The organism is Acidovorax sp. NO-1 (assembly GCF_000238595.1).
Lineage (GTDB): Bacteria > Pseudomonadota > Gammaproteobacteria > Burkholderiales > Burkholderiaceae_C > Acidovorax.
Map to the genome: position 1 here is coordinate 110,958 of NZ_AGTS01000071.1, position 20,684 is coordinate 131,641.

The 20,684-nt window shown below is 65.0% G+C and carries 18 protein-coding genes; 13 read left to right on the forward strand and 5 right to left on the reverse strand.

Going from position 1 to position 20,684, the window contains the following annotated elements; translation table 11 throughout:
* The first annotated feature begins 118 nt into the window (after positions 1-118).
* From KYG_RS07850 to KYG_RS07875, 6 genes are all read left to right on the forward strand, one after another.
* A complete protein-coding gene (locus KYG_RS07850) occupies positions 119-706 on the forward strand; it encodes an alpha/beta hydrolase (RefSeq protein ID WP_008904326.1) in 588 nt (195 codons plus the stop codon).
* 237 nt (positions 707-943) lie between these two features.
* Positions 944-1,945, forward strand: a complete 1,002-nt coding sequence (locus tag KYG_RS07855) for a sulfate ABC transporter substrate-binding protein (RefSeq protein ID WP_008904327.1) — start codon at positions 944-946, stop codon at positions 1,943-1,945.
* A gap of 6 nt (positions 1,946-1,951) precedes the next feature.
* Positions 1,952-2,842, forward strand: coding sequence for a sulfate ABC transporter permease subunit CysT (gene cysT / locus KYG_RS07860; RefSeq protein ID WP_008904328.1), 891 nt, complete (start codon positions 1,952-1,954; stop codon positions 2,840-2,842).
* Positions 2,839-3,741 (forward strand): sulfate ABC transporter permease subunit CysW, encoded by a 903-nt coding sequence (gene cysW, locus KYG_RS07865; protein WP_034693693.1) that lies wholly within the window; start codon positions 2,839-2,841, stop codon positions 3,739-3,741. The genes cysT and cysW overlap by 4 nt, the downstream gene beginning before the upstream one ends.
* 15 nt (positions 3,742-3,756) lie before the next feature.
* Entirely contained in the window at positions 3,757-4,881 is a 1,125-nt protein-coding gene (locus tag KYG_RS07870; protein ID WP_008904330.1) for a sulfate/molybdate ABC transporter ATP-binding protein, read from the forward strand.
* Between the two features lie 148 nt (positions 4,882-5,029).
* On the forward strand, positions 5,030-5,566 hold the full coding sequence (locus KYG_RS07875) for a disulfide bond formation protein B (RefSeq protein ID WP_034693730.1): 537 nt from the start codon (positions 5,030-5,032) through the stop codon (positions 5,564-5,566).
* Positions 5,567-5,648: 82 nt separating this feature from the next.
* Here KYG_RS07875 and KYG_RS07880 read toward each other — a convergent pair whose 3' ends face one another.
* From KYG_RS07880 to KYG_RS07890, 3 genes are read right to left on the reverse strand one after another with little or no spacing between them, the layout of a single operon-like run.
* Positions 5,649-5,867: a hypothetical protein gene (locus tag KYG_RS07880; protein ID WP_008904332.1), complete on the reverse strand. Its 219-nt coding sequence runs from the start codon at positions 5,865-5,867 to the stop codon at positions 5,649-5,651.
* A gap of 6 nt (positions 5,868-5,873) precedes the next feature.
* Entirely contained in the window at positions 5,874-6,491 is a 618-nt protein-coding gene (locus tag KYG_RS07885; RefSeq protein WP_050813816.1) for a glutathione S-transferase, read from the reverse strand.
* A 47-nt stretch (positions 6,492-6,538) separates the two neighbouring features.
* Entirely contained in the window at positions 6,539-7,537 is a 999-nt protein-coding gene (locus KYG_RS07890) for a rhodanese-related sulfurtransferase (protein WP_008904334.1), read from the reverse strand.
* Positions 7,538-7,629: 92 nt separating this feature from the next.
* Here KYG_RS07890 and KYG_RS07895 point away from each other — a divergent pair, with 92 nt between their 5' ends.
* Positions 7,630-9,276 (forward strand): HD family phosphohydrolase, encoded by a 1,647-nt coding sequence (locus KYG_RS07895; RefSeq protein WP_008904335.1) that lies wholly within the window; start codon positions 7,630-7,632, stop codon positions 9,274-9,276.
* Positions 9,277-9,350: 74 nt separating this feature from the next.
* On the opposite strand, the gene KYG_RS07900 is transcribed toward KYG_RS07895, so the two are convergent.
* Positions 9,351-10,229, reverse strand: coding sequence for a LysR family transcriptional regulator (locus tag KYG_RS07900; RefSeq protein WP_008904336.1), 879 nt, complete (start codon positions 10,227-10,229; stop codon positions 9,351-9,353).
* 97 nt (positions 10,230-10,326) lie between these two features.
* Between KYG_RS07900 and bla the strand changes: the two genes are divergently transcribed.
* Positions 10,327-11,244 carry a class A beta-lactamase gene (gene bla / locus KYG_RS07905; protein WP_034693698.1) on the forward strand — a complete coding sequence of 306 codons (918 nt, stop codon included), beginning with the start codon at positions 10,327-10,329 and terminating at the stop codon, positions 11,242-11,244.
* Between the two features lie 69 nt (positions 11,245-11,313).
* Here bla and argA read toward each other — a convergent pair whose 3' ends face one another.
* Positions 11,314-12,660, reverse strand: coding sequence for an amino-acid N-acetyltransferase (gene argA / locus KYG_RS07910; protein ID WP_008904338.1), 1,347 nt, complete (start codon positions 12,658-12,660; stop codon positions 11,314-11,316).
* Between the two features lie 155 nt (positions 12,661-12,815).
* Between argA and hrpA the strand changes: the two genes are divergently transcribed.
* The 5 genes from hrpA (at position 12,816) to KYG_RS07935 (ending at position 20,597) form a co-directional block, all read left to right on the forward strand.
* Positions 12,816-16,811 carry an ATP-dependent RNA helicase HrpA gene (gene hrpA, locus KYG_RS07915; protein ID WP_237707228.1) on the forward strand — a complete coding sequence of 1,332 codons (3,996 nt, stop codon included), beginning with the start codon at positions 12,816-12,818 and terminating at the stop codon, positions 16,809-16,811.
* Positions 16,812-17,038: 227 nt separating this feature from the next.
* A complete protein-coding gene (locus tag KYG_RS07920) occupies positions 17,039-18,895 on the forward strand; it encodes an acyl-CoA dehydrogenase (protein ID WP_008904340.1) in 1,857 nt (618 codons plus the stop codon).
* Positions 18,895-19,104: a hypothetical protein gene (locus tag KYG_RS07925; protein WP_008904341.1), complete on the forward strand. Its 210-nt coding sequence runs from the start codon at positions 18,895-18,897 to the stop codon at positions 19,102-19,104. Before KYG_RS07920 ends, KYG_RS07925 begins: the two co-directional genes overlap by 1 nt.
* A 116-nt stretch (positions 19,105-19,220) precedes the next feature.
* Positions 19,221-20,012, forward strand: a complete 792-nt coding sequence (locus KYG_RS07930; protein ID WP_008904342.1) for an SDR family oxidoreductase — start codon at positions 19,221-19,223, stop codon at positions 20,010-20,012.
* Positions 20,013-20,165: 153 nt separating this feature from the next.
* On the forward strand, positions 20,166-20,597 hold the full coding sequence (locus tag KYG_RS07935; protein WP_008904343.1) for a PaaI family thioesterase: 432 nt from the start codon (positions 20,166-20,168) through the stop codon (positions 20,595-20,597).
* Positions 20,598-20,684 lie beyond the last annotated feature (87 nt).

A 20,684-nucleotide genomic window follows, 5' to 3' on the forward strand; every position in this document is an offset into this window, starting at 1 on the left:
GAAGAGTCGCATTTTTTCCGCAGACGGCTTGGCGGCGTGCGTTTAGATGATTTGGCGATTAAATAAAAAGAATTAAGTCGTTTGGGTTTTAAAGGCGGGCTCCCAGAATGCTGAGCCTGTGACTACTGCATCCATCATCATCGTCCCCGGCTGGCGCGACTCGGGCCCTGGACACTGGCAAAGCCTGTGGGCCGAACGGCTGCCCCGCACAACACGCGTGGTGCAGGATGACTGGATCACCCCCAAGCGCACCGCCTGGGTGGGGCAACTTGAAAAAACCGTGCTCGCTGCGCCGCACCCCGTGGTGGTCGTGGCCCACAGCCTGGGCTGCATCACCACCACCCACCTCGGGCCTGCAGCGGCAGCCCGGGTGTGCGGTGCACTGCTGGTAGCCCCGGCCGACCCGGAGCGCCGGGCCGTCCTGAGCGACTTTGCGCCGGTGCCCTATGCGCCGCTGCCGTACCGCAGCATCGTGGTGGCCAGCAGCAACGACCCGTACTGCCCCATTCGCCTGGCGGGCGCCTATGCCCGCGCCTGGGGCAGCGAGTTCGTGCGCATGCAGAACGCCGGGCATATCAACATCGACTCCGGCCATGGCGAATGGCCGCTGGGCTGGGCATTGCTGCAGTCGCTGGAGGGCGAGCAGCCTGCAGGCGCAGCGGGCGTGTCGCCCTCTGCCGTACACGCATCGCCAGTGGCGTTGTAGCCCGGTTGCACCTCGATCGGTCCTAAATTGATAGCTGCTAGCGCAATACAGATAGGCGCTAGAGGCCATTTTTGCTTGAAATATCGAGCTCCGCAGATCCTCCGGGGCGGTGGTGAATGCGTCTGGTGTACGGTCTATATTCGAAATTTCGATTAATTAACAAGAATATATTCTTTTGAGTTTTAAGAAGCGCTCTGCACAATCCGCCATCTCCAGCTTTTCATCAGGCGACGCACCATGACGACTTCCCTCAAACTCAAGACCCTTCTGGCCACCGTGGCCCTGGCCACCAGTGGTTTGGCAGCGGCGCAGAACACGCTGCTCAATGTGTCGTACGACGTGGCGCGCGAGTTCTACAAGGACTACAACGCTGCTTTCGCGGCGCACTACAAGAAGACCACGGGCCAGGATGTGAAGATTGACCAGTCTCACGCAGGCTCCAGCGCGCAGGCACGCGCCGTGCGTGACGGGCTGGACGCCGATGTGGTCACCATGAACACCACCACCGATGTGCAGTTTCTGGCCGACAGCGGCGTGGTCGCCAAGGACTGGGCCAAGAAGTTTCCGCACGACGCATCGCCCACCACCTCCACCATGCTCTTTCTGGTGCGCAACGGCAACCCCAAGGGCATCAAGGACTGGGACGACCTCATCAAGCCCGGCGTGCAGGTGATCGTGGTGAACCCCAAGACGGGCGGCAACGGCCGCTATGCCTATCTGGCCGCCTGGGGCGCCGTGCGCGAAAAGGGCGGCACCGACGAGCAGGCCGCCGAGTTTGTGGCCAAGCTGTACAAGAACGTGCCGGTGCTGGCCAAGGGCGGGCGCGACGCCACCGCCACCTTCTTGCAGCGCAACATTGGCGACGTGCTCATCACGTTTGAATCCGAGGTGGTGTCGATCGACCGCGAATTCGGCGCGGGCAAGGTGGACTCCGTGTACCCCTCAGTGAGCGTGGTGGCCGAGAACCCCGTGGCGATTGTCGAACGCACCACGGCAAAGAAGAACTCCGGCGCGCTGGCCAAGGCTTATCTTGACTACCTGTATTCCGACGAAGCCCAGGAGATCGCCGCCAAGCACGCCATCCGCCCGCGTTCGGAAGCCGTGCTCAAGAAGCACGCCGCCACGTTCAAGCCGCTCAAGCAGTTCACGGTGTCCAAATATTTTGGTTCGCTGACCGAAGCGCAGAAGGTGCACTTCAATGACGGCGGCCAGTTCGACAAGATCTACAGCACCAAGTAAGCCGACATGACTGCTGCGACCTCTGCGGCCGGGCAGGGGGCCTTGCGGGCCTCTGCCCAGGTCGGCCGGCGTGCGCCCAAGCGCGTGCTGCCAGGCTTTGGCATCACGCTGGGCTACACACTTTTCTATCTCAGCATCATCGTGCTGATCCCGCTGTCGGCGCTGATCTTCAAGACCTTTACGCTCACGTGGGACGAGTTCTGGGCGGCCGTCAGCTCACCCCGGGTGGTGGCGTCCTACAAGCTCACGTTTGGCGCTTCGTTCATTGCTGCGCTGGTCAACCTGGTCTTTGGCCTGCTGATCGCGTGGGTGCTGGTGCGCTACAAGTTTCCGGGCAAGAAGATCGTGGATGCCCTGGTGGACCTGCCTTTTGCATTGCCCACCGCGGTGGCCGGCATCTCGCTGACTGCGCTGCTGGCTGGCAACGGCTGGATCGGCCAGATTCTGGAGCCCATGGGCATTCAGCTGGCGTTCAAGCCCGCCGGTATCGTCATCGCACTCATCTTCATCGGCCTGCCCTTTGTGGTGCGCACCGTGCAACCGGTGCTGGAAGACGCAGAAAAAGAACTCGAAGAAGCTGCCACCTGCCTGGGCGCCACGCGCTTTCAGACCTTCACCAAGGTCATCCTGCCGTCCATCACGCCGGCGTTGCTGACCGGCTTTGCCATGGCCTTTGCGCGGGCGGTGGGCGAATACGGCTCGGTCATTTTTATCGCAGGCAACGTTCCCATGGTGTCTGAAATCACCCCGCTCATCATCATCGGCAAGCTGGAGCAATATGACTACGCGGGCGCCACGGCGGTGGCCACGGTGATGCTGGTCATCTCGTTTGTCTTGCTGCTCATCATCAACGCACTGCAGGCCTGGCAGCGCCGCCACGCGGGGGCACCAGCATGAGCGGGGCTGCTACAAGAACCGTGCGCCGCACACAGGCGGGAACGACCGAGTCGCCATGGGTGCGCTACACCCTGATCGGGATCGCGCTGGCCTTCATGCTGCTGTTTCTGGTGTTGCCGCTCGCCGCGGTGTTTGCCGAAGCGCTGCGCAAGGGTTTTGGCGCGTACCTCGAAGGTCTGCGCGAGCCCGATGCCTGGTCGGCCATCAAGCTCACGCTGATCACTGCCGCCATAGCCGTGCCGCTGAACCTGGTGTTCGGCGTGGCAGCGGCCTGGTGCATTGCCAAATATGAGTTCCGGGGCAAGGCGTTTTTGACCACGCTGGTGGACTTGCCGTTTTCGGTGTCGCCGGTGGTTGCTGGCCTTGTCTACGTGCTGATGTTCGGCGCGCAGGGCTGGTTTGGCCCCTGGCTGCAGGCGCATGACATCAAGATCATCTTTGCCGTTCCCGGCATCGTGCTGGCCACCGTGTTTGTGACCTTCCCCTTCATCGCGCGCGAGCTGATCCCGCTGATGCAGGCGCAGGGCAACGACGAGGAGCAGGCTGCCATCGTGCTGGGAGCCAGCGGCTGGCAGACCTTCTGGTACGTGACCTTGCCCAACATCAAGTGGGGGCTGCTGTACGGCGTGATTCTGTGTAACGCCCGCGCCATGGGCGAGTTTGGTGCGGTGTCGGTGGTGTCAGGCCACATCCGGGGCCAGACCAACACCATCCCGCTGCACGTTGAAATTCTGTACAACGAATACCAGTCGGTCGCCGCGTTCGCCGCAGCATCGCTGCTGGCCCTGCTGGCGCTGGTCACCCTGGTCATCAAGACCATTGCCGAACACCGCAACGAGCAGGCACTGAAAGCCGCTGCCGAATTGCCCCCCGAGCGCCCCGCGCCCGCTGGCGTTTGAAGGAAGAAGAACACCATGAGCATTGAAATCCGTAACGTCAGCAAGCAGTTTGGCGACTTCCATGCGCTGCGGGACGTGAGCCTGGACATTGCGTCGGGCGAACTCATCGCGTTGCTCGGTCCTTCGGGCTGCGGCAAGACCACGCTCTTGCGCATCATCGCGGGGCTGGAGACGGCCGACGTGGGCACCATCCACTTCAGCGGCGAAGACACCACCGACGTGCATGTGCGCGAGCGCAACGTGGGCTTTGTGTTCCAGCACTACGCGTTGTTCCGCCACATGACCGTGTTCGAGAACGTGGCCTTTGGTCTGCGCGTGAAACCCCGCAAGGAGCGGCCGAGCGAGGCGCAGATCAAGCAGAAGGTGATGGACCTGCTCAAGCTTGTACAGCTGGACTGGCTGGCCGAGCGGTTCCCGTCGCAACTGTCTGGCGGCCAGCGCCAGCGCATTGCCCTGGCCCGCGCGCTGGCCGTGGAGCCCAAGGTGCTGCTGCTCGATGAGCCCTTTGGTGCGCTCGATGCCAAGGTGCGCAAAGAACTGCGCCGCTGGCTGCGCCGCCTGCACGACGAGCTGCATGTCACCTCGATCTTCGTGACGCACGACCAGGAAGAAGCGCTGGAAGTGGCCGACCGCGTGGTGGTGATCAACCAGGGGCGTATCGAGCAAAGCGGCTCGCCCCAGCAGGTGTGGGACCAGCCCGCCAGCCCGTTTGTGTACGGCTTTCTGGGCGACGTGAACCTGTTCCATGGTCGCGCGCATGAGGGGCTGGTGCATCTGGATGGCATGCAGATCGACTCGCCCGAGCATGCCACCACGCAGGACACCAAGGCGTTTGCCTATGTGCGCCCGCACGATCTGGACGTGGAGCGCTACTCACCCGGCGCCGGGCTCGACGCCGAAGGCCGTCCGCGCGGCATCGTTGCGCAACTGAGCCGCGCTATCGTGGTGGGCCCGATTGCACGGCTGGAACTTATTCCCGAAGGCGACCACAAACCAGCGGACAATGCGTCCCCTGAACACTTGATCGAAGCGCAGATCCCTGCGCAGCAGTTCAAGGAAATGGGTTTCAAAGAGGGTGAAACGCTGGTGGTCACACCGCGCCGCGCCCGAGTGTTCTTGGATCACGCCGCTGGGATTTGACTCCCCCTGAGCCGCTTTGTGTCTTCCCCCTGAGGGCGACGACGGCCTTTGCTGCGGGGCGGCCCTTGCTGGCCGTCCGCGCGTTTGGGCTGTGACGGTTTCAGAGGCAATGCCCTGGGCGGCTACTGTTGGATGAGGGAGAGGAATGATGGTGTTGAACTGGATCGATCAGGCCCCGCGCCGCGTGCTGGCGCTGATCAGTGTGGCCTGCGTGGGCATGCTGGCGTTTGGCATGTATTTGCAGCACGTGGTGGGCCTGGAGCCCTGCCCGATGTGCATCGTGCAGCGTTATGCTCTCATCGGTGTAGCAATCTTTACAGCCCTGGCAAGCGCCAGGGGCCAAAAAGGCTGGTGGATAACGATGGCCGGACTCGCGTTGCTGTCTTCCGGCTTCGGCGCCTTTGTGGCGGCCCGCCAGAGCTGGCTGCAGTGGTACCCGCCCGAAATCGCCACCTGCGGTCGTGACTTTTACGGAATGATCGAAAACTACCCCATCAGCCGCGCCATTCCCATGATTTTCCGGGGCTCTGGCGACTGTGCAGCGATTGACTGGACCTTCCTGGGCGGCTCCATTGCCAACTGGTCGTTCCTCTGCTTTGTGGCGTTTGCCGTGGTGCTGCTGGCGCTGGTGGTGCGTGGCGCCAGGGGCGGGCGGGCCAGCGGTTCCGGGTATTCGATGGCTTGATGCCGGTGGTGCCGCTGGCGCCACGAATCTGCTGAACAGGGCGCTCTGCGGAGCGCCCTTTGTTTTGCCTGACCGGTCCCGGTCAGCCCAATACCAGGTCGCCTGCATCCAGCGAGGGCGGGCGCATCAGGTCTTCGTGGATGCCCATGGTCTGGCTGGCCCGCTCCACGGCCTGCCACAGGAGCGCCGGCATCTGCAATATCTCTTCGGGCGATGAAGAGCGGGCAATCCATGCGCTGATCTGCAGGTGCTGATCGGGGGTGAGCAGATCCAGGTTCAGCATCTCGTCGATGGTTTTCATTGTGGGTCAGTCCGTGGTCGGCGGGTGCGGAAACGGCACACCTGCGGTGCCATCGATCCAGGCGGGCAGTTTGTGCATCACGCTCTCAAAGAGGTGGCTGGACTGCCACTGTGCCAGCCAGGCCTGCAGGTGCGGCCAAGGCTGTGCCTGCCACCAGCTGGCATCGATGCCGGCAAACTGCCGCACGAAAGGTGCAATCGCCATGTCGGCCAGCGCCGCATGGCGGCCAAACAGGAAGTTGTGCCGAACCAGCCGCGCCTGCAGGCCCTGCAGCCACTCCACAGCCTGTACTCGCGCAACAGCAGCATCTGATGCGGGATAGCGGGCAGGGTACTTGCAGCGGTCAAGCGCCTGCTTGAACCGGCTGTCGCATTCTTCAATCAGCGCCAGCATGTCGGCCTCGGTGCCTTCGCTGGGGGCCAGCCAGTGCGCAGGATCGCGCTGCGCCAGCGCCCATTGCATGATGTTCAGGCTCTGGTCCAGCACCGTGCCATCTGCCAGCACCAGTACGGGCACGGTGGCCTTGGGCGACGCCAGCAGCAAGCCCTGGGGTTTGTTGCGCAACACCACCTCGCGCAGCTCGCAGGCCTGCCCGCTGACAGCCAGCGCCAGCCGGGCGCGCATCGCATACGGGCAGCGGCGAAAGGAGTACAGAACGGGCAGGGCAGCGTTCACGCGGGCTCGCCCTCACACCCGCCCACATCGCTGGCGGCGGCCCGCGCGGGTGCGCCGGGTTGCCGTGCGCCCAAGTGCGCTTGCCCGCGTTGCTCCGCCAGGTCCATCTGGCGCTGGCGTTCGGCCAGTGCGCGTTCCTGTTCGGGCGTGCGGGTGCCGTGGCAGTAGGGGCAGCTTACGCCGCGCACGTAGTGGGGTGATGCGAGCTCGGCTTCGCCCAGCGGCATGCGGCAGGACCGGCACAACTGGTGGTGCCCCGGCGCCAGGCCGTGGCCCACGGACACGCGCTCGTCAAACACAAAACAGTCGCCCTGCCAGCGACTGTTTTCTTCCGGCACCGTTTCCAGGTATTTCAGGATGCCGCCTTCCAGGTGGAACACCTCGTCGAACCCCTGCGACCTGAGCAGCGCGGTGGATTTCTCGCAGCGGATGCCGCCAGTGCAGAACATGGCGACCCGGGGTTTGCCCGCCAGCACGCCGCCGGGTTGTTTCTCGCGTTCCACCCAGGCCGGAAACTCCGCGAAGCTCTTGGTGTGCGGGTTGATGGCGCGCGCGAACGTGCCGATGCCCACCTCGTAGTCGTTGCGCGTGTCCACCACCACCACGCCGGGGTCGTCGATGAGCGCATTCCAGTCTTCAGGCTTCACATAGGTGCCGGCGTTGCGCGCGGGGTTCAGGCCCGGCACGCCCAGGGTCACGATCTCGCGCTTGAGCCGCACGCGCATGCGGTAGAACGGCTGGCGGTCGGTGGGGGCCTCTTTGTGCTGCAGCTTCGCAAAGCGGGTATCGCTGCGCAGCCAGGCCAGCACGGCCAAGACATCATCGGGTGCGCCCGCAATGGTGCCGTTGATGCCCTCGGGCGCCAGCAGCAGCATGCCGCGCACGCCGCGCTCGTCGCACAGGGCCTGCAGCGGCGCGCGCAGCGTAGCGCAGTCGGGCAGGTCGACAAACTGGTAAAGCGCAACAGTGAGGTAGCGGGGTGTGACCGAGTCCACGAAATGGGGGCGAAGAGCAGCAAAGAAGGGTGATGATAGCGGTCACTTTTCGTTACGATGCCGGAGTCCCCAACCCGCACCCAAGGTGTCTTATGGCCCAGGAACCCTCCCTCAACCTGTTTCGCCGCCTGGAGCAGCTCAATGGCATCGGGGCCGCGCTCTCGCGCGAGCGCAACATCGACCGCCTGCTGGAGAACATTCTGGAGGCTGCCAAGGCCATCACCGGCGCGGATGGCGGCACGCTCTACAGCGTGACGGAGGACGGCCAGTCGCTCAAGTTCGAGATCCTGCGCACCGACTCGCTGGACATTCGCCTGGGTGGCACCACGGGCAAGCCGATTGATTTTCCGCACCTGCCGCTGCGCAACGCCGATGGCAGCCCCAACGATTCGCTGGTGGCCGCATATGCCGCCATCCACGACCGCACGGTGAACATTGCCGACGCCTACTGCGCCGAGGGCTTTGATTTTTCAGGCACGCGCAGTTTCGATGCGCGCACGGGGTACCGCTCGCAATCGTTTCTGACCGTGCCGATGAAGAACCACGACCACGAACTGATCGGCGTGCTGCAGCTCATCAACGCGCGGCACTGGGAGACCGGCGAGGTCACCACGTTCTCCGAGGCCGACCAGGGCCTGGCCGAGTCGCTGGCCTCGCAGGCTGCGATTGCGCTCACCAACCGGCTGCTCATCACGCAGCTCGAACGCCTGTTCGAGTCGTTTGTGAACCTGATCAACCTGGCCATTGACGAAAAGTCGCCCTACACCGGTGGCCATTGCCAGCGTGTGCCCGCCCTCACCATGATGCTGGCCGAGGCGGTGAATGCCACCAACCAGGGGCCGCTGGCGGGCTTTCGCATGAGTGACCGCGACCGCTACGAGCTCAAGATGGCCGGCCTGCTGCACGACTGCGGCAAGATCACCACGCCGGTGCATGTGGTGGACAAGGCGACCAAGCTGCAAACACTGTACGACCGCATCGGCCTGGTGGACACGCGCTTTGAAGTCTTGAAGCGCGACGCCGAACTGGCCGCCCTGCGCCGCCAGCTGGCGCTGCGCCCGGTGGTGGATGCCCGTGCCGAGGGGCAGGAGCTGCAGGCCCTGCAGCACGAGATCCATGCGCTGGAGGAAGACCGCGAATTTCTGCGCCGCAGCAACGCGGGCACCGAGGCCATGCGCCCCGAAGACCAGCAGCGCGTGCGCGACATTGCCGCCATGCGCCACTGGCGCAACCCGCAGGGCGTGCAGACCAGTTTCCTCTCTGCCGAGGAGGTGGAGAACCTCACCATCCGCTCGGGCACGCTGAACCAGGCCGAGCGCGACACCATCAATTACCACATCGTCGCCACCATCAAGATGCTGGAGACGCTCCCCTGGCCGCGGCATCTGAAAAACGTGCCCGAATACGCAGGCGGCCACCACGAACGCATGGACGGAAAGGGCTACCCGCGCGGCCTCACCCGCGACCAGATGTCGCTGCAGGCCCGGATGATGGGCATTGCCGACATCTTTGAGGCCCTCACGGCCGCAGACCGGCCGTACAAGAGCGGCATGACCCTGTCGCAGGCCATCGCCATCATGTGCCGGATGCGTGACAACGGGCATATCGACCCGGACCTGTTCGAAGTGTTCGTGCGGGAGCGTGTGTACGAACGGTACGGGCGCGAGTTCCTGGAGCCTGCCCAGGTGGACGAGGTGCCGCCGGATACCCTGGCGCTGGCGCTGGCGGTGCGGGGCTGAAACCGGTTTGCCGCTGATTTGCTATTGAATAAATAGCTGCTTGCGCTTTACCAGTAAGCGTTCAAGGCCAATTTCTATGATATTTTTGCGGCTGTTTTCGCCTGCTGCGCTTGCAGCCACGCACTGAACGCCGCCATGGCCCCCGTGACGGGGCGCGACTGCAGGTGCGTGAGCCAGTAGGCACCGCGGTGCAGCTCCAGTGCAAAGGGCTGCACCAGCCGACCCTGCTGCAGCTCGCGTGTGAACATCGCCACCGGCAGCAGCGCCATGCCCGCGCCTTGCGCCGCCGCCTCGGCCAGCGTGAGGGATGAGTCGAACACCGCGCCACGCAGCACCGGGCAGGGCGTGCCTGCGGCCTCGAACCATGCAGCCCATTCATCCGTGCGGTAGCTGCGCAGCAGCGGTTGCCGTGCCAGGTCGGCGGCGGTGCGCAGGCCGTGGGCCAGGGCCGGGGTGCACATCACGGACATCGGCGCGTCCATGATGCGTTCGGCATGTGTGCCGTGCCAGGCGCCGTCGCCAAAGCGGATCGCATAGTCCAGGCCTTCGCCCGCCATGTCCACCCGGTTGTTGTGCGTGAGCAAGCGCAGGTCCACAAACGGGCAGGCCTCTTGAAAGTCGCGCAGCCGGGGCAGCAGCCAGCCCACGGCAAAGGTGCCCACGGCGCCCACGGTCAGCACCTCGCGCGGGCGGGTGTCGCCCAGTTTTTCCAGGGCGCGCGCCAGGTTGGAGAACGATTCCGCCACCACTGGCAGCAGCGCCTGGCCTTCGTCCGTCAACGCCAGGCCACGCGGCAGGCGGCGAAACAGTGGCTTGCCCAGGCGGCCTTCGAGCTTGCGGATGTGCTGGCTGACCGCTGTCTGCGTGACGTGCAACTCCTGGGCCGCCCGCGTGAGGTTGAGGTGGCGCGCCGAGGCTTCGAACGCGCGCAAGGCATTGAGCGGAAGATGCATAAGTTTTTCTGGGGGCTGGCGGCAATTATTGTCGATGGTGCTGGGGGCTTGATCTCCGTATCGTTCGGACCTTGTCTCAACTCACCTCCAGTTTCTTATGCAAAGACGACAGTTTTCCTTGGGTTTGATGGCCGCTACCACCATGCCTCTTTGGGGTTGCGCGGCTACCAGCAACGCAGCGGGCCGCAACAAGACCACCCGCGAATGGAACGAGACGCTCGCCCACATCGAACGCACCGCCCAGGGCCGTTTGGGCGTGGCCATGCTGGACATGGGCTCGGGCCTGCAGTTGGGCTGGCGCCAGGACGAGCGCTTTGCCATGGCCAGCACCTTCAAGGCGGTGCTGGCGGGCTGGATGCTGGCGCTGGTGGACCAGGGCAGGGAGCGGCTGGATGCCCGCGTGCACTACGCGGTGGCCGATGTGGTGGCGTATTCGCCCGTCAGCGGCCCCCGCGCGGGCGATGGGGGCGGGTTGACGGTGGGCGAGCTGTGCGCCGCCACCGTGAGCCTGAGCGACAACACCGCCGCCAATGTCTTGCTGGCGCGCCATGGCGGGCCGGCTGGGTTCACGGCCTTTGTGAGATCACTGGGCGACAGCATCACGCGGCTGGACCGCACCGAGCCAACGCTGAACGAGGCCGCTGTGGGCGACCCGCGCGACACGACCACGCCGCTGGCCATGTTGCAGACCCTGCAAAAGCTGGTGCTGGGCGATGTGCTTACGCCACCGTCGCGCGCGTGGCTGCAGCGCTGGCTGGTAGAGACGAGCACGGGCGACAAGCGCCTGCGCGCGGGAGTGCCGGGCTGGAAGGTGGGGGACAAGACGGGAACGGCGGGAGACAGCGGCACGGCCAACGACATCGGGGTCATGTGGCCTCCCGGCGGAGGCGCCCCAGTGCTGGTGACCTGTTACCTCACGCGGTCCACCGCCAAGCCGGAGCAGCGCGATGCGGCGATCGCCGAGGTGGCACGGGCCGTGGCGGCGGCGCGGGAGATGTTCAGTAGGGGTGAATGAATCCGGCGTGGCCGAGGAGGGGGTGTGTTTTTACCGGACGAGCGGGCATGGCGGGTTGGTTCCCCCTTCTCAGAGCTTTTTCACGAGCACCTGGCTGCGCCGGTCCCAGTTGTACTTGCGCTTGCGCGCATCGGGCAGCCAGTCCGGGTCCACGGGCTGGAATCCGCGCTTGATGAACCAGTGCATGGTGCGGGTGGTGAGCACAAAGATGCTGTCCAGCCCCTGCAGGCGCGCGCGTTGCTCGATGCGCTTGAGCAGCTTTTCGCCGTCGCCCGTGCCCTGGCTTTGCGGTGACACCGTCACGGCGGCCATCTCGGCCGTCTTGGCCTCGGGGTAGGGGTAGAGCGCCGCGCAGCCAAAGATCACGCCATCGTGTTCAATGATGGTGTAGCTGGCGATGTCGCGTTCGATCTCGGTGCGGTCGCGCTTGACCAGCGTGCCGTCTTTCTCGAACGGCTCGATTAGCTGCAGGATGCCACCCACGTCGTCAATCGTGGCCTCGCGCAGCTCTTCAAGCTTTTCGTCGATCACCATGGTGCCAATGCCGTCGTGCACATACACCTCCAGCAGCAGCGATCCGTCGAGCGCGAATGGGATGATGTGGCTGCGCTCCACGCCGGCCTTGCAGGCCTTCACGCAGTGCTGCAGGTAAAAACCCGTGTCGGTGGGATGCTGCGCAATGGGCAGCTTGGCCAGCAGGGCCTGGGCAGCGGCCAGCGGTAGTTCGGTGTCAATGGGGTTGTCTTCACTCGCCGGTTCGCCGGGCTGCATGCGGATACCGGGCACCTCGGTCATGAAAATCAGCTTGTCGGCGCGCAGCTCGATGGCCACGCTGGTGGCCACTTCTTCCATCGCCAGGTTGAAGGCCTCGCCGGTGGGCGAAAAGCCGAACGGCGACAGCAGCACCAGCGCACCCATGTCCAGCGTGCGCTGGATGCCCCCCACATCCACCTTGCGCACCACGCCCGAATGCTGGAAGTCCACGCCATCCACAATGCCCACGGGCCGCGCCGTGAGGAAGTTGCCCGAGATCACCCGCACCGTGGCGCCCGCCATGGGCGTGTTGGGCAGGCCCTGGCTAAAGGCGGCCTCGATCTCGTAGCGCAACTGGCCGGCCGCCTCCTGGGCGCAATCGAGCGCCACCGAGTCGGTGATGCGGATGCCGTGCGAATACTTGGCAGCATGGCCCTTGGCCGCCAGCTGCTCGTTCACCTGCGGGCGAAAACCGTGCACCAGCACGATGCGCACGCCCATGGCCTGGATCAGCGCCAGATCCTGCGCAATGTTGTGCAGCTTGCCCGCCGCAATGCCTTCGCCCGTGAGCCCGATCACAAAGGTCTGGTTGCGGAACTTGTGGATATAGGGCGCGACCGACCGGAACCAGGGGACGAAGGTAAAGTTGAAAACGGCAGACATGGTGGGGGGTGGCGGTCGGGAAACGGTAGGCAGCAGGACTGGGATAATCCGCGATTGTCTATGAAGTTGCTGCCTTGACTGCGTCCACAGTTCCCACCCCCCTGCACATCGAGTTCCCGGAATCCCTGCCCGTCTCTGCACGGCGCGACGAGATCATGGAGGCCATTGCCCGGCACCAGGTTGTCATCGTGTGCGGCGAAACCGGCTCGGGCAAGACCACGCAGCTGCCCAAGATTGCGCTGGCGCTGGGCCGGGGCAAGTGCAACGCGAAGCCGGGTCAAAAAGGCCAGCTTATCGGCCACACCCAGCCGCGCCGCATTGCCGCCAGCAGCGTGGCCAAGCGCATTGCCGAAGAATTGAAGACCCCGCTGGGTGACGTGGTGGGCTTCAAGGTGCGCTTCCAGGACCGCTTGAGCGGCGATGCCTCCGTCAAGCTGATGACCGACGGCATCCTGCTGGCCGAGACGCAGACCGACCCGCTGCTCAAGGCCTACGACACCATCATCATCGACGAGGCGCACGAACGCAGCCTGAATATCGACTTTCTGCTGGGCTACATCCGCCAGATCCTGCCGCGCCGGCCGGACCTCAAGGTCATCGTCACGTCGGCCACCATCGATGCCGACCGGTTTGCCAAGCATTTCGAATCCGCCAAAGGTCCGGCGCCCATCATTTATGTGTCGGGCCGCACCTTTCCGGTGGAGCAGCGCTACCGCGCGTTTGAAGAAAGCCGCGACTACGGCCTGAACGAAGCCATTGCCGATGGCGTGGACGAGCTTTGGCAGGGTAATGCGGCGGGTGACATCCTGGTGTTTTTGCCCGGCGAGCGCGAGATCCGCGAAGCGGCCGACCACCTGCGCAAGCACCTGTCGCACCAGCCCGTGATGCGCAATGCCGAGGTGCTGCCGCTGTTCGCCCGGCTGAGTCAGGCCGAGCAGGACCGCATTTTTGACGGCCACACGGGCCGCCGCATCGTGCTGGCGACCAACGTGGCCGAGACCTCGCTCACCGTGCCCGGCATTCGTTATGTGATTGACGCAGGTACGGCGCGCGTCAAGCGCTACTCTTTCCGTAGCAAGGTGGAGCAGCTGCTGGTCGAGCCCGTCAGCCAGGCCGCCGCCAACCAGCGTGCGGGCCGCTGCGGGCGCGTGGCCAACGGCATCTGCATTCGCCTGTATGACGAGGCCGGTTTCAATGGCCGCCCCCGTTTTACCGACCCCGAAATCCTGCGCTCATCGCTGGCAGGCGTCATCCTGCGCATGAAGTCGCTGCACCTGGGCGATGTGACGCAGTTCCCCTTCATCGAGGCACCCTCGGGCCGCGCGATTGCCGACGGCTACCAGCTGCTGGCCGAGCTGGGCGCGGTGGATGACGCCAACGAGCTGACCCCCATGGGCGTGGAACTGTCGCGCCTGCCGCTGGACCCCCGCGTGGGCCGCATGATCATCGAGGCGCGCGACCGTAAGGCGCTGGACGAGGTGCTCATCATCGCCAGCGCACTGAGCGTGCAGGACGTGCGCGACCGGCCCATGGAGGCGCAACAGCAGGCCGACCAGGCGCACGCCAAGTTTGACGACGACAAGAGCGAGTTCAGCGGGTATCTGAAGCTGTGGAAGTGGATCAACGAGGCCCGGGGCGGAGCGCCCAGCCTGCCATCGGCCCGTGCGCAAAAGGCCATGGCCGCGCAGAAAGCGCCTTCGCAGGCCTACTTGCCGGTGGCGCAGCGCAGTGGCGGGGGCAGTCCTGCCGCAGCGCCTGCTGTACCCGTCGCCGTCCCCGCTGCGACTCACAAACTCAGCAACCGCCAGTACGAGCAGCTGTTGCGCCAGAACTTCATCAGCATCCGCCGCCTGCGCGAGTGGCGCGACATCCACACCCAGCTGCTTACGGTGGTCACCGAGCACAAGTGGCAGATCAACACCCAGCCCGCCAGCTACGAGCAGCTGCACCTGTCGATGCTGGCTGGGCTGCTGGGCAACGTGGGCGCCAAGAGCGACGAGGAAGACTGGTACCTGGGCGCGCGCGGCATCAAGTTCTACAAACACCCGGGCGCGCACCTGAACAAGAAGCCCGGCCGCTGGATCGTGGCGTCGGAACTGGTGGAAACCACGCGTCTGTTTGGCCGGGGCATCGCGGCCATCGAGCCGCAGTGGCTGGAGCAGATTGGCGGGCATGTGCTGAAGAAGCAGCTGCTGGACCCGCACTGGGAGAAAAAGTCTGCCGAGGTGGTGGCTCTGGAGCGCGCCACGCTCTACGGCATCGTGGTCTACAACAACCGCCGCGTGAACTTCGGCAAGGTAGACCCGCACGCCGCGCGCGAGGTGTTCATCCGAGAAGCGCTGGTGGGCGGCAACTGGGAGACCAAGCTGCCGTTTCTGGCCGCCAACCAGAAGATGATCGCCAAGGTCGAAGAGCTGGAACACAAGTCCCGCCGCCAGGACGTGCTGGTGGACGACGAACTCATCTATGCCTTCTACGACCAGCAGCTGCCGCCCGAAGTGTGCAGCGGCCACAGCTTTGAGGCTTGGTACCGCGAAGAAAGTAAAAAACAGCCCGATCTGCTCAAGCTCACCCGCGAAGAACTGATGCGCCACGAGGCCTCGGGCATCACCACCAACGCCTTCCCACGCACGGTGCGCTTGGGGGGTGTGGACTGCGCCGCCAGCTACCTGCACGAGCCCGGCGATGCGCGCGACGGCATCACCGTGACCATCCCGCTCTTCGTGCTGAACCAGGTGAGCGACGAGCGCTGCGAATGGCTGGTGCCCGGCATGCTCAAGGACAAGATCCAGGCGCTGCTCAAAAGCCTGCCCCAGCGCCCGCGCAGCCGCTTTGTGCCGCTGCCCGAGTCCGCCACCCGCCTGGCAGCGCTGCTGGGCGCGCCCGAGCGCTTTGGCACCGGCAGCCTCACCGACGTGCTGCTCAAGCAGGTGCGCGACGAAACATCGCTGGACGTGAAGCGCGCCGACTTCAAGCTCGACATGTTGAGCCCGCACCTGTTCATGAACTTCCGCGTGGTGGACGAGCACGGCCGCCAGCTGGGCCATGGCCGCAACCTGGGCGCGCTCAAGGCCGAATGGGGCGCCAAGGCGCGCGGGGCGTTCCAGGCGCTGGCAGGGCTCAAGCTCGGTGGCGGGGCAGCAGAGAGTGAAAAAAATGAGTCAAAAATGCCTCCAGCGCTTGATGGTAAAGCGCAAGCAGCTACCAAATCAGGAGTAAAGGGGGCAGCGCCCGCCACCGCGAAACCTGCGAGCGTCACCCCATCGACCCCCGCAGGCCAGCGCTACACCACCTGGACGTTTGGCGAGCTTCCCGAGCTGATGGAGATCAAAAAGGCCGGGCAGACGCTGATCGGCTTCCCGGCGCTCATCGACGGGGGCGACGCCGTGACCATCGAGGTTTTTGACGAGCCCGAAGTCGCCGCCGCCAAACACCGCGCGGGCCTGCGCCGCCTGTTTGCGCTGCAGATCAAGGACGCGCTCAAATACCTCGAAAAGAACATCCCCGACCTGCAGAAGATGGCCGTGGCTTACATGCAAGTCGGGCGGTCGCCTGACGGGACAGGCGGTGGCACCCAGGAAGAGCTGCGCACCCAGATCATCGACGTTGCGCTGGACCGGGCCTTTTTGCTCGACCCGCTGCCCACCGACGAAGTCGCCTTCAAACGCCGCGTAGAAGAGGGCCGGGGCCGCCTCACGCTGATCGCCAACGAGGTCGCCCGCCTGGCCGCCACCATCCTCACCGAATACGCAGCCGCCGCCCGCAAGATCAAGGACACCAAGAACGCGCCCGAAGCCACGGCCGACGCGCAGCAGCAGCTACAACGCCTGGTGCCCAAGAACTTCATTGCCGTGGCCCCGTGGGCGCAACTGGCCCACTACGCCCGCTACCTCAAGGCCATCACGCTGCGGCTGGATAAATACCGCGCCGACCCCGCCCGCGACGCCGCCAAACTGGCCGAACTGCGCCCGCAAGAGCAGCGCTACTGGCGCCTGGTGGCCGAGCGCAAGGGCGCCGTGGATGCACGCATGCAGGAGCTGCGCTGGCTGCTGGAAGAGCTGCGCGTGAGCTTCTTTGCGCAGGAGCTGCGCACGCCCCAGCCGGTAAGCGTGAAGCGGCTGGACAAGCTGTGGGCGCAGCTCAATTCCTAGGAGTCTGCGCGGCAGAAGGAGCATCGGCTGCAACGTGCGATAAACCGGTCTCGCGCAGTACTACCGCCTGCGCCCAGGGGCCCACCCTGGGCTTGTCGGTAGCACCACGCGATCCTCTGTTTTCGCGCGTTTCGCTTCGATGCCTTCTGCCGCGCAGACTCCTGGCGCGCGGCGGGCGTCACGCAGCGGACATGCCATTGCGGTGACTCCCACCCATAATTTGCCGCATGACCACCCTACGCTCCACCCTCGAATTCCTTCTGTATGGCTGGCTGCAGGCCGAAAAGCTGCAGGAACGCAGCCGCTTTGCCGACCACTCGCGCGACACGTTTGACGCCGTGCTCGACACCTGCGAGCGCATTGCGCGCGAGAAATACGCCCCCTTCAACCGCACGGTGGACACACAGGAGCCGCACTTTGATGGCGAGAGGGTCACGCTGCCGCAGTGCACGCACGATGCACAAAAGGCCTATGCCGCCTCGGGCATGCTCAGCGCCGCGCAGGACTACGAAATTGGCGGCATGCAGCTGCCCTATACGGTAGAGGCGGCGGCCAACAGTTTTTTTGCCGTGGCGTCCATCAGCATGGGCTCGGGCCTGCTCACGGTGGGCAATGCCAATCTGCTCATGGTGCACGGCACCGAGGCGCAGCAGAGGGTGTTTGCGCTCAACGAGTTCTCCGGCCGCTTCTCGGGCACCATGTGCCTGTCGGAGCCGCAGGCAGGCTCGTCACTCAGCGATGTGGCCACGCGCGCTGTGCCCGATGGCGAGGGCTTTGAGAATGACCCGCTGGGCCCGCGCTATCGCCTCAAGGGCAACAAGATGTGGATCTCGGCCGGCGAACACGAGCTGACCGAGAACATCATCCACCTGGTGCTCGCCAAGATCCCGGGCCCCGACGGCAAGCTGGTGCCCGGCACCAAAGGCATCTCGCTGTTCATCGTGCCCAAGAAGCTGGTGGACACCGACGGCAACCTGACCGGCGTGCGCAACGACGTGGCGCTGGCAGGCCTGAACCACAAGCTGGGCTGGCGCGGCACCACCAACACGCTGCTCAACTTTGGCGAGGGCAAGTACCCGGTCGATGGTGAGGCGGGCGCCGTGGGATACCTCGTGGGTCAGCCCGGCAAGGGCCTGCACTGCATGTTCCATATGATGAACGAGGCGCGCATCGGCATCGGCATGGCCGCCACCATGCTGGGTCTGGCGGGCTATTACGTCAGCCTGGACTACGCCAGAAACCGCCCCCAGGGTCGCCCGGTGCAGGGCCCCAAGGATGGCGCTGCCGCCGTGGTCAAGGACGCCGCCCAGCCCCAGGTGCGCATCATCGAACACGCCGACGTCAAGCGCATGCTGCTGGCGCAAAAGTCGTACGGCGAGGGTGCCCTGGCGCTCAACCTGTTCTGCGCCCGCCTGGTGGACGAGCAGGCCACGGGTGACGCCGCCGCGGCCGACGAAGCCCGGCTGCTGCTGGAGGTGCTCACGCCCATTGCCAAGAGCTGGCCCAGCGAGTGGTGCCTGGAGGCCAACAGCCTGGCCATCCAGATCCACGGCGGCTATGGCTACACGCGCGACTTCCCGGTGGAACAGTACTGGCGCGACAACCGACTGAACATGATCCACGAGGGCACGCACGGCATCCAGGCCATGGACCTGCTGGGCCGCAAGGTGCTGATGGAAAGCGGGCGCGGTCTCACGCTGCTGGCCGGGCGCATCAACGCCACCATCGAGCGCGCCATCCAGGTGCCCGCGCTGGCCGCCCATGCCAACGCGCTGGGCAAGGCGCTGCAGCAGGTGGGTGCGGCCACCAAGGCCGCCTGGGCCACGGGCCAGCCCGCCGACGCGTTGGCCAACGCCGTGCCGTACATGCAGGCCTTTGGCCACACGGTGCTCGCCTGGGTGTGGCTCGACGTGGCGCTTTCCACCCTGCAGGCCGATGCCGCACTGGCGAAGCCCGCCAGCGTGGGCCGCATGGGCGCCATGCAGTTTTTCTTTAACTACGAGCTGCCCAAGATCGGCGCCTGGCTGCAGGTGGTGAGCACGCGCGACGCCACTTGCGCGGCCTTCCCGGAAGAGGCGTTCTGATGGCTGCGCTTCAAACGCTGCAGCGCCTGCATCGGCTGATCTGGGTACTGATCTACGGCGGCCTGCTTACGCTGATCCTGGGCATTGCCACGGCGCGCACCGACGATGCGCTGGGCTGGGTCCTCATCGTGGGCGGCGGGCTGGTGGCCGCACTGGGTGTGGTGCTGATTGCGGTGCGGGCCCGGTTGCACACCGACGCCCGACCGTAGTCGCCTGCCGGACACCCCGGCGACACAAAGCGCCGCATCGCACCGCACAATCATCCAGCGCGGGGGGCCAGCCCCCGCCATCAATTCGACCCCAAGAACCGAAGGAGACTTTCACCATGACCCGCACCATCCAACAACTGTTTGACCTCACCGGCAAGACCGCGCTGGTCACCGGCGGCTCGCGCGGCCTGGGCCTGCAGCTGGCGCACGCGCTCGGCGAGGCGGGCGCAAAGATCATGCTCAGCTCGCGCAAGGCCTCCGACCTGGAGGAGGCCGCAGCTGACCTGCAGGCCGCGGGCATCGATGCACGCTGGATTGCAGCCGACTGCGCCAAGGAAGAAGACATTCGCCGTTTGGCCGATGAAACCCTGGAGCGCATGGGCAATGTGGACATCCTGGTCAACAACGCGGGCGCGGCTTGGGGCGCCCCGGCAGAAGACCACCCGGTGGACGCCTGGGACAAGGTGATGAACCTCAACGTGCGCGGCTATTTCATCCTGAGTCAGCACATTGCCAAGCACAGCATGATCGCGCGCCGCACCGGCAGCATCATCAACGTGGCGTCCATCGCCGGGCTGGGTGGCAACCCCAAGGGCATGAATACCATTGCTTACAACACCTCCAAGGGCGCGGTGATCAACTTCACCCGTGCACTGGCGGCCGAATGGGGCAAGTACAACATCCGCGTCAACGCCATCTGCCCGGGCTTCTTCCCCAGCAAGATGACGGTGGGTACGCTCAAGGCCATGGGCGAAGAGGCGCTGGCTGCGCACGCCCCGCTGGGCCGCCTGGGCGATGATGAGGATCTGAAGGGCCTGTGCGCGCTCTACGCGTCGGATGCAGGCAAGCACATCACCGGCCAGTGGCTGGCGGTGGATGGCGGGGTGAGTATCGTCACGGGAGGGTAGGCAGGGTACATCCCCCTGAGGCGCTTCGCGCCTTCCCCCTTCTCTCGGCTTCGCCGGGAAGGAGGACGACGCAATCGCTGCGGGGCGGCCCTTGCTCTGCTGCCCCGGTCTGGGCCGCGCCAGTTTTTGAGGTTTGTGTTCTGAGGAAATCCCTTGAAAAGTTTCGGTGTCGAAATCCCCTTTGTCAGCCACCTCGGCTTCACCCTGCACCGCATGGAGGGCGGCGAGTCCGAGCTGCATTACGAGGCCAGGCCCGAGCACCTCAATTCTTTTGATGTGACCCACGGCGGCGCGTCGATGACGCTGCTGGATGTGACCATGGCCACGGCAGCGCGCAGCGAGACGCCCGACATGGGCGTGGTCACCATCGAGATGAAGACCAGCTTCATGCAGCCTGCACGCGGGCCGCTGGTGGCCAAGGGGCGGCTCATTCACCGCACGGCCACCATGGCGTTTACCGAGGGCACGGTGTACGACGCACAAGGCAAGGTGTGCTGCCATGCCACCGGCACGTTCAAGTACGTGCGGCGTCTGCCGGTGGATGGCCGCAGCGCCAACGGACTCAAGGTGATTTCCACCGACTGACCCGGATTTATCAAGTCAAATTGGCCTCTGGCGCTTTATCCATAAGCGCGAGCAGCTATGTAATCAATAGCAAAATACATCATTGAA

What these genes read in the sequence shown, in the direction of transcription:
- KYG_RS07855 (WP_008904327.1), top strand. Translation starts at nt 944, where the DNA reads ATGACGACTTCCCTCAAACTCAAGACCCTTCTGGCCACCGTGGCCCTG.
- cysT (WP_008904328.1), top strand. Translation starts at nt 1,952, where the DNA reads ATGACTGCTGCGACCTCTGCGGCCGGGCAGGGGGCCTTGCGGGCCTCT.
- cysW (WP_034693693.1), top strand. Translation starts at nt 2,839, where the DNA reads ATGAGCGGGGCTGCTACAAGAACCGTGCGCCGCACACAGGCGGGAACG.
- KYG_RS07870 (WP_008904330.1), top strand. Translation starts at nt 3,757, where the DNA reads ATGAGCATTGAAATCCGTAACGTCAGCAAGCAGTTTGGCGACTTCCAT.
- KYG_RS07875 (WP_034693730.1), top strand. Translation starts at nt 5,030, where the DNA reads ATGGTGTTGAACTGGATCGATCAGGCCCCGCGCCGCGTGCTGGCGCTG.
- KYG_RS07880 (WP_008904332.1), bottom strand. Translation starts at nt 5,867, where the DNA reads ATGAAAACCATCGACGAGATGCTGAACCTGGATCTGCTCACCCCCGAT.
- KYG_RS07885 (WP_050813816.1), bottom strand. Translation starts at nt 6,491, where the DNA reads ATGCGCGCCCGGCTGGCGCTGGCTGTCAGCGGGCAGGCCTGCGAGCTG.
- KYG_RS07895 (WP_008904335.1), top strand. Translation starts at nt 7,630, where the DNA reads ATGGCCCAGGAACCCTCCCTCAACCTGTTTCGCCGCCTGGAGCAGCTC.
- KYG_RS07900 (WP_008904336.1), bottom strand. Translation starts at nt 10,229, where the DNA reads ATGCATCTTCCGCTCAATGCCTTGCGCGCGTTCGAAGCCTCGGCGCGC.
- bla (WP_034693698.1), top strand. Translation starts at nt 10,327, where the DNA reads ATGCAAAGACGACAGTTTTCCTTGGGTTTGATGGCCGCTACCACCATG.
- argA (WP_008904338.1), bottom strand. Translation starts at nt 12,660, where the DNA reads ATGTCTGCCGTTTTCAACTTTACCTTCGTCCCCTGGTTCCGGTCGGTC.
- hrpA (WP_237707228.1), top strand. Translation starts at nt 12,816, where the DNA reads ATGGAGGCCATTGCCCGGCACCAGGTTGTCATCGTGTGCGGCGAAACC.
- KYG_RS07920 (WP_008904340.1), top strand. Translation starts at nt 17,039, where the DNA reads ATGACCACCCTACGCTCCACCCTCGAATTCCTTCTGTATGGCTGGCTG.
- KYG_RS07925 (WP_008904341.1), top strand. Translation starts at nt 18,895, where the DNA reads ATGGCTGCGCTTCAAACGCTGCAGCGCCTGCATCGGCTGATCTGGGTA.
- KYG_RS07930 (WP_008904342.1), top strand. Translation starts at nt 19,221, where the DNA reads ATGACCCGCACCATCCAACAACTGTTTGACCTCACCGGCAAGACCGCG.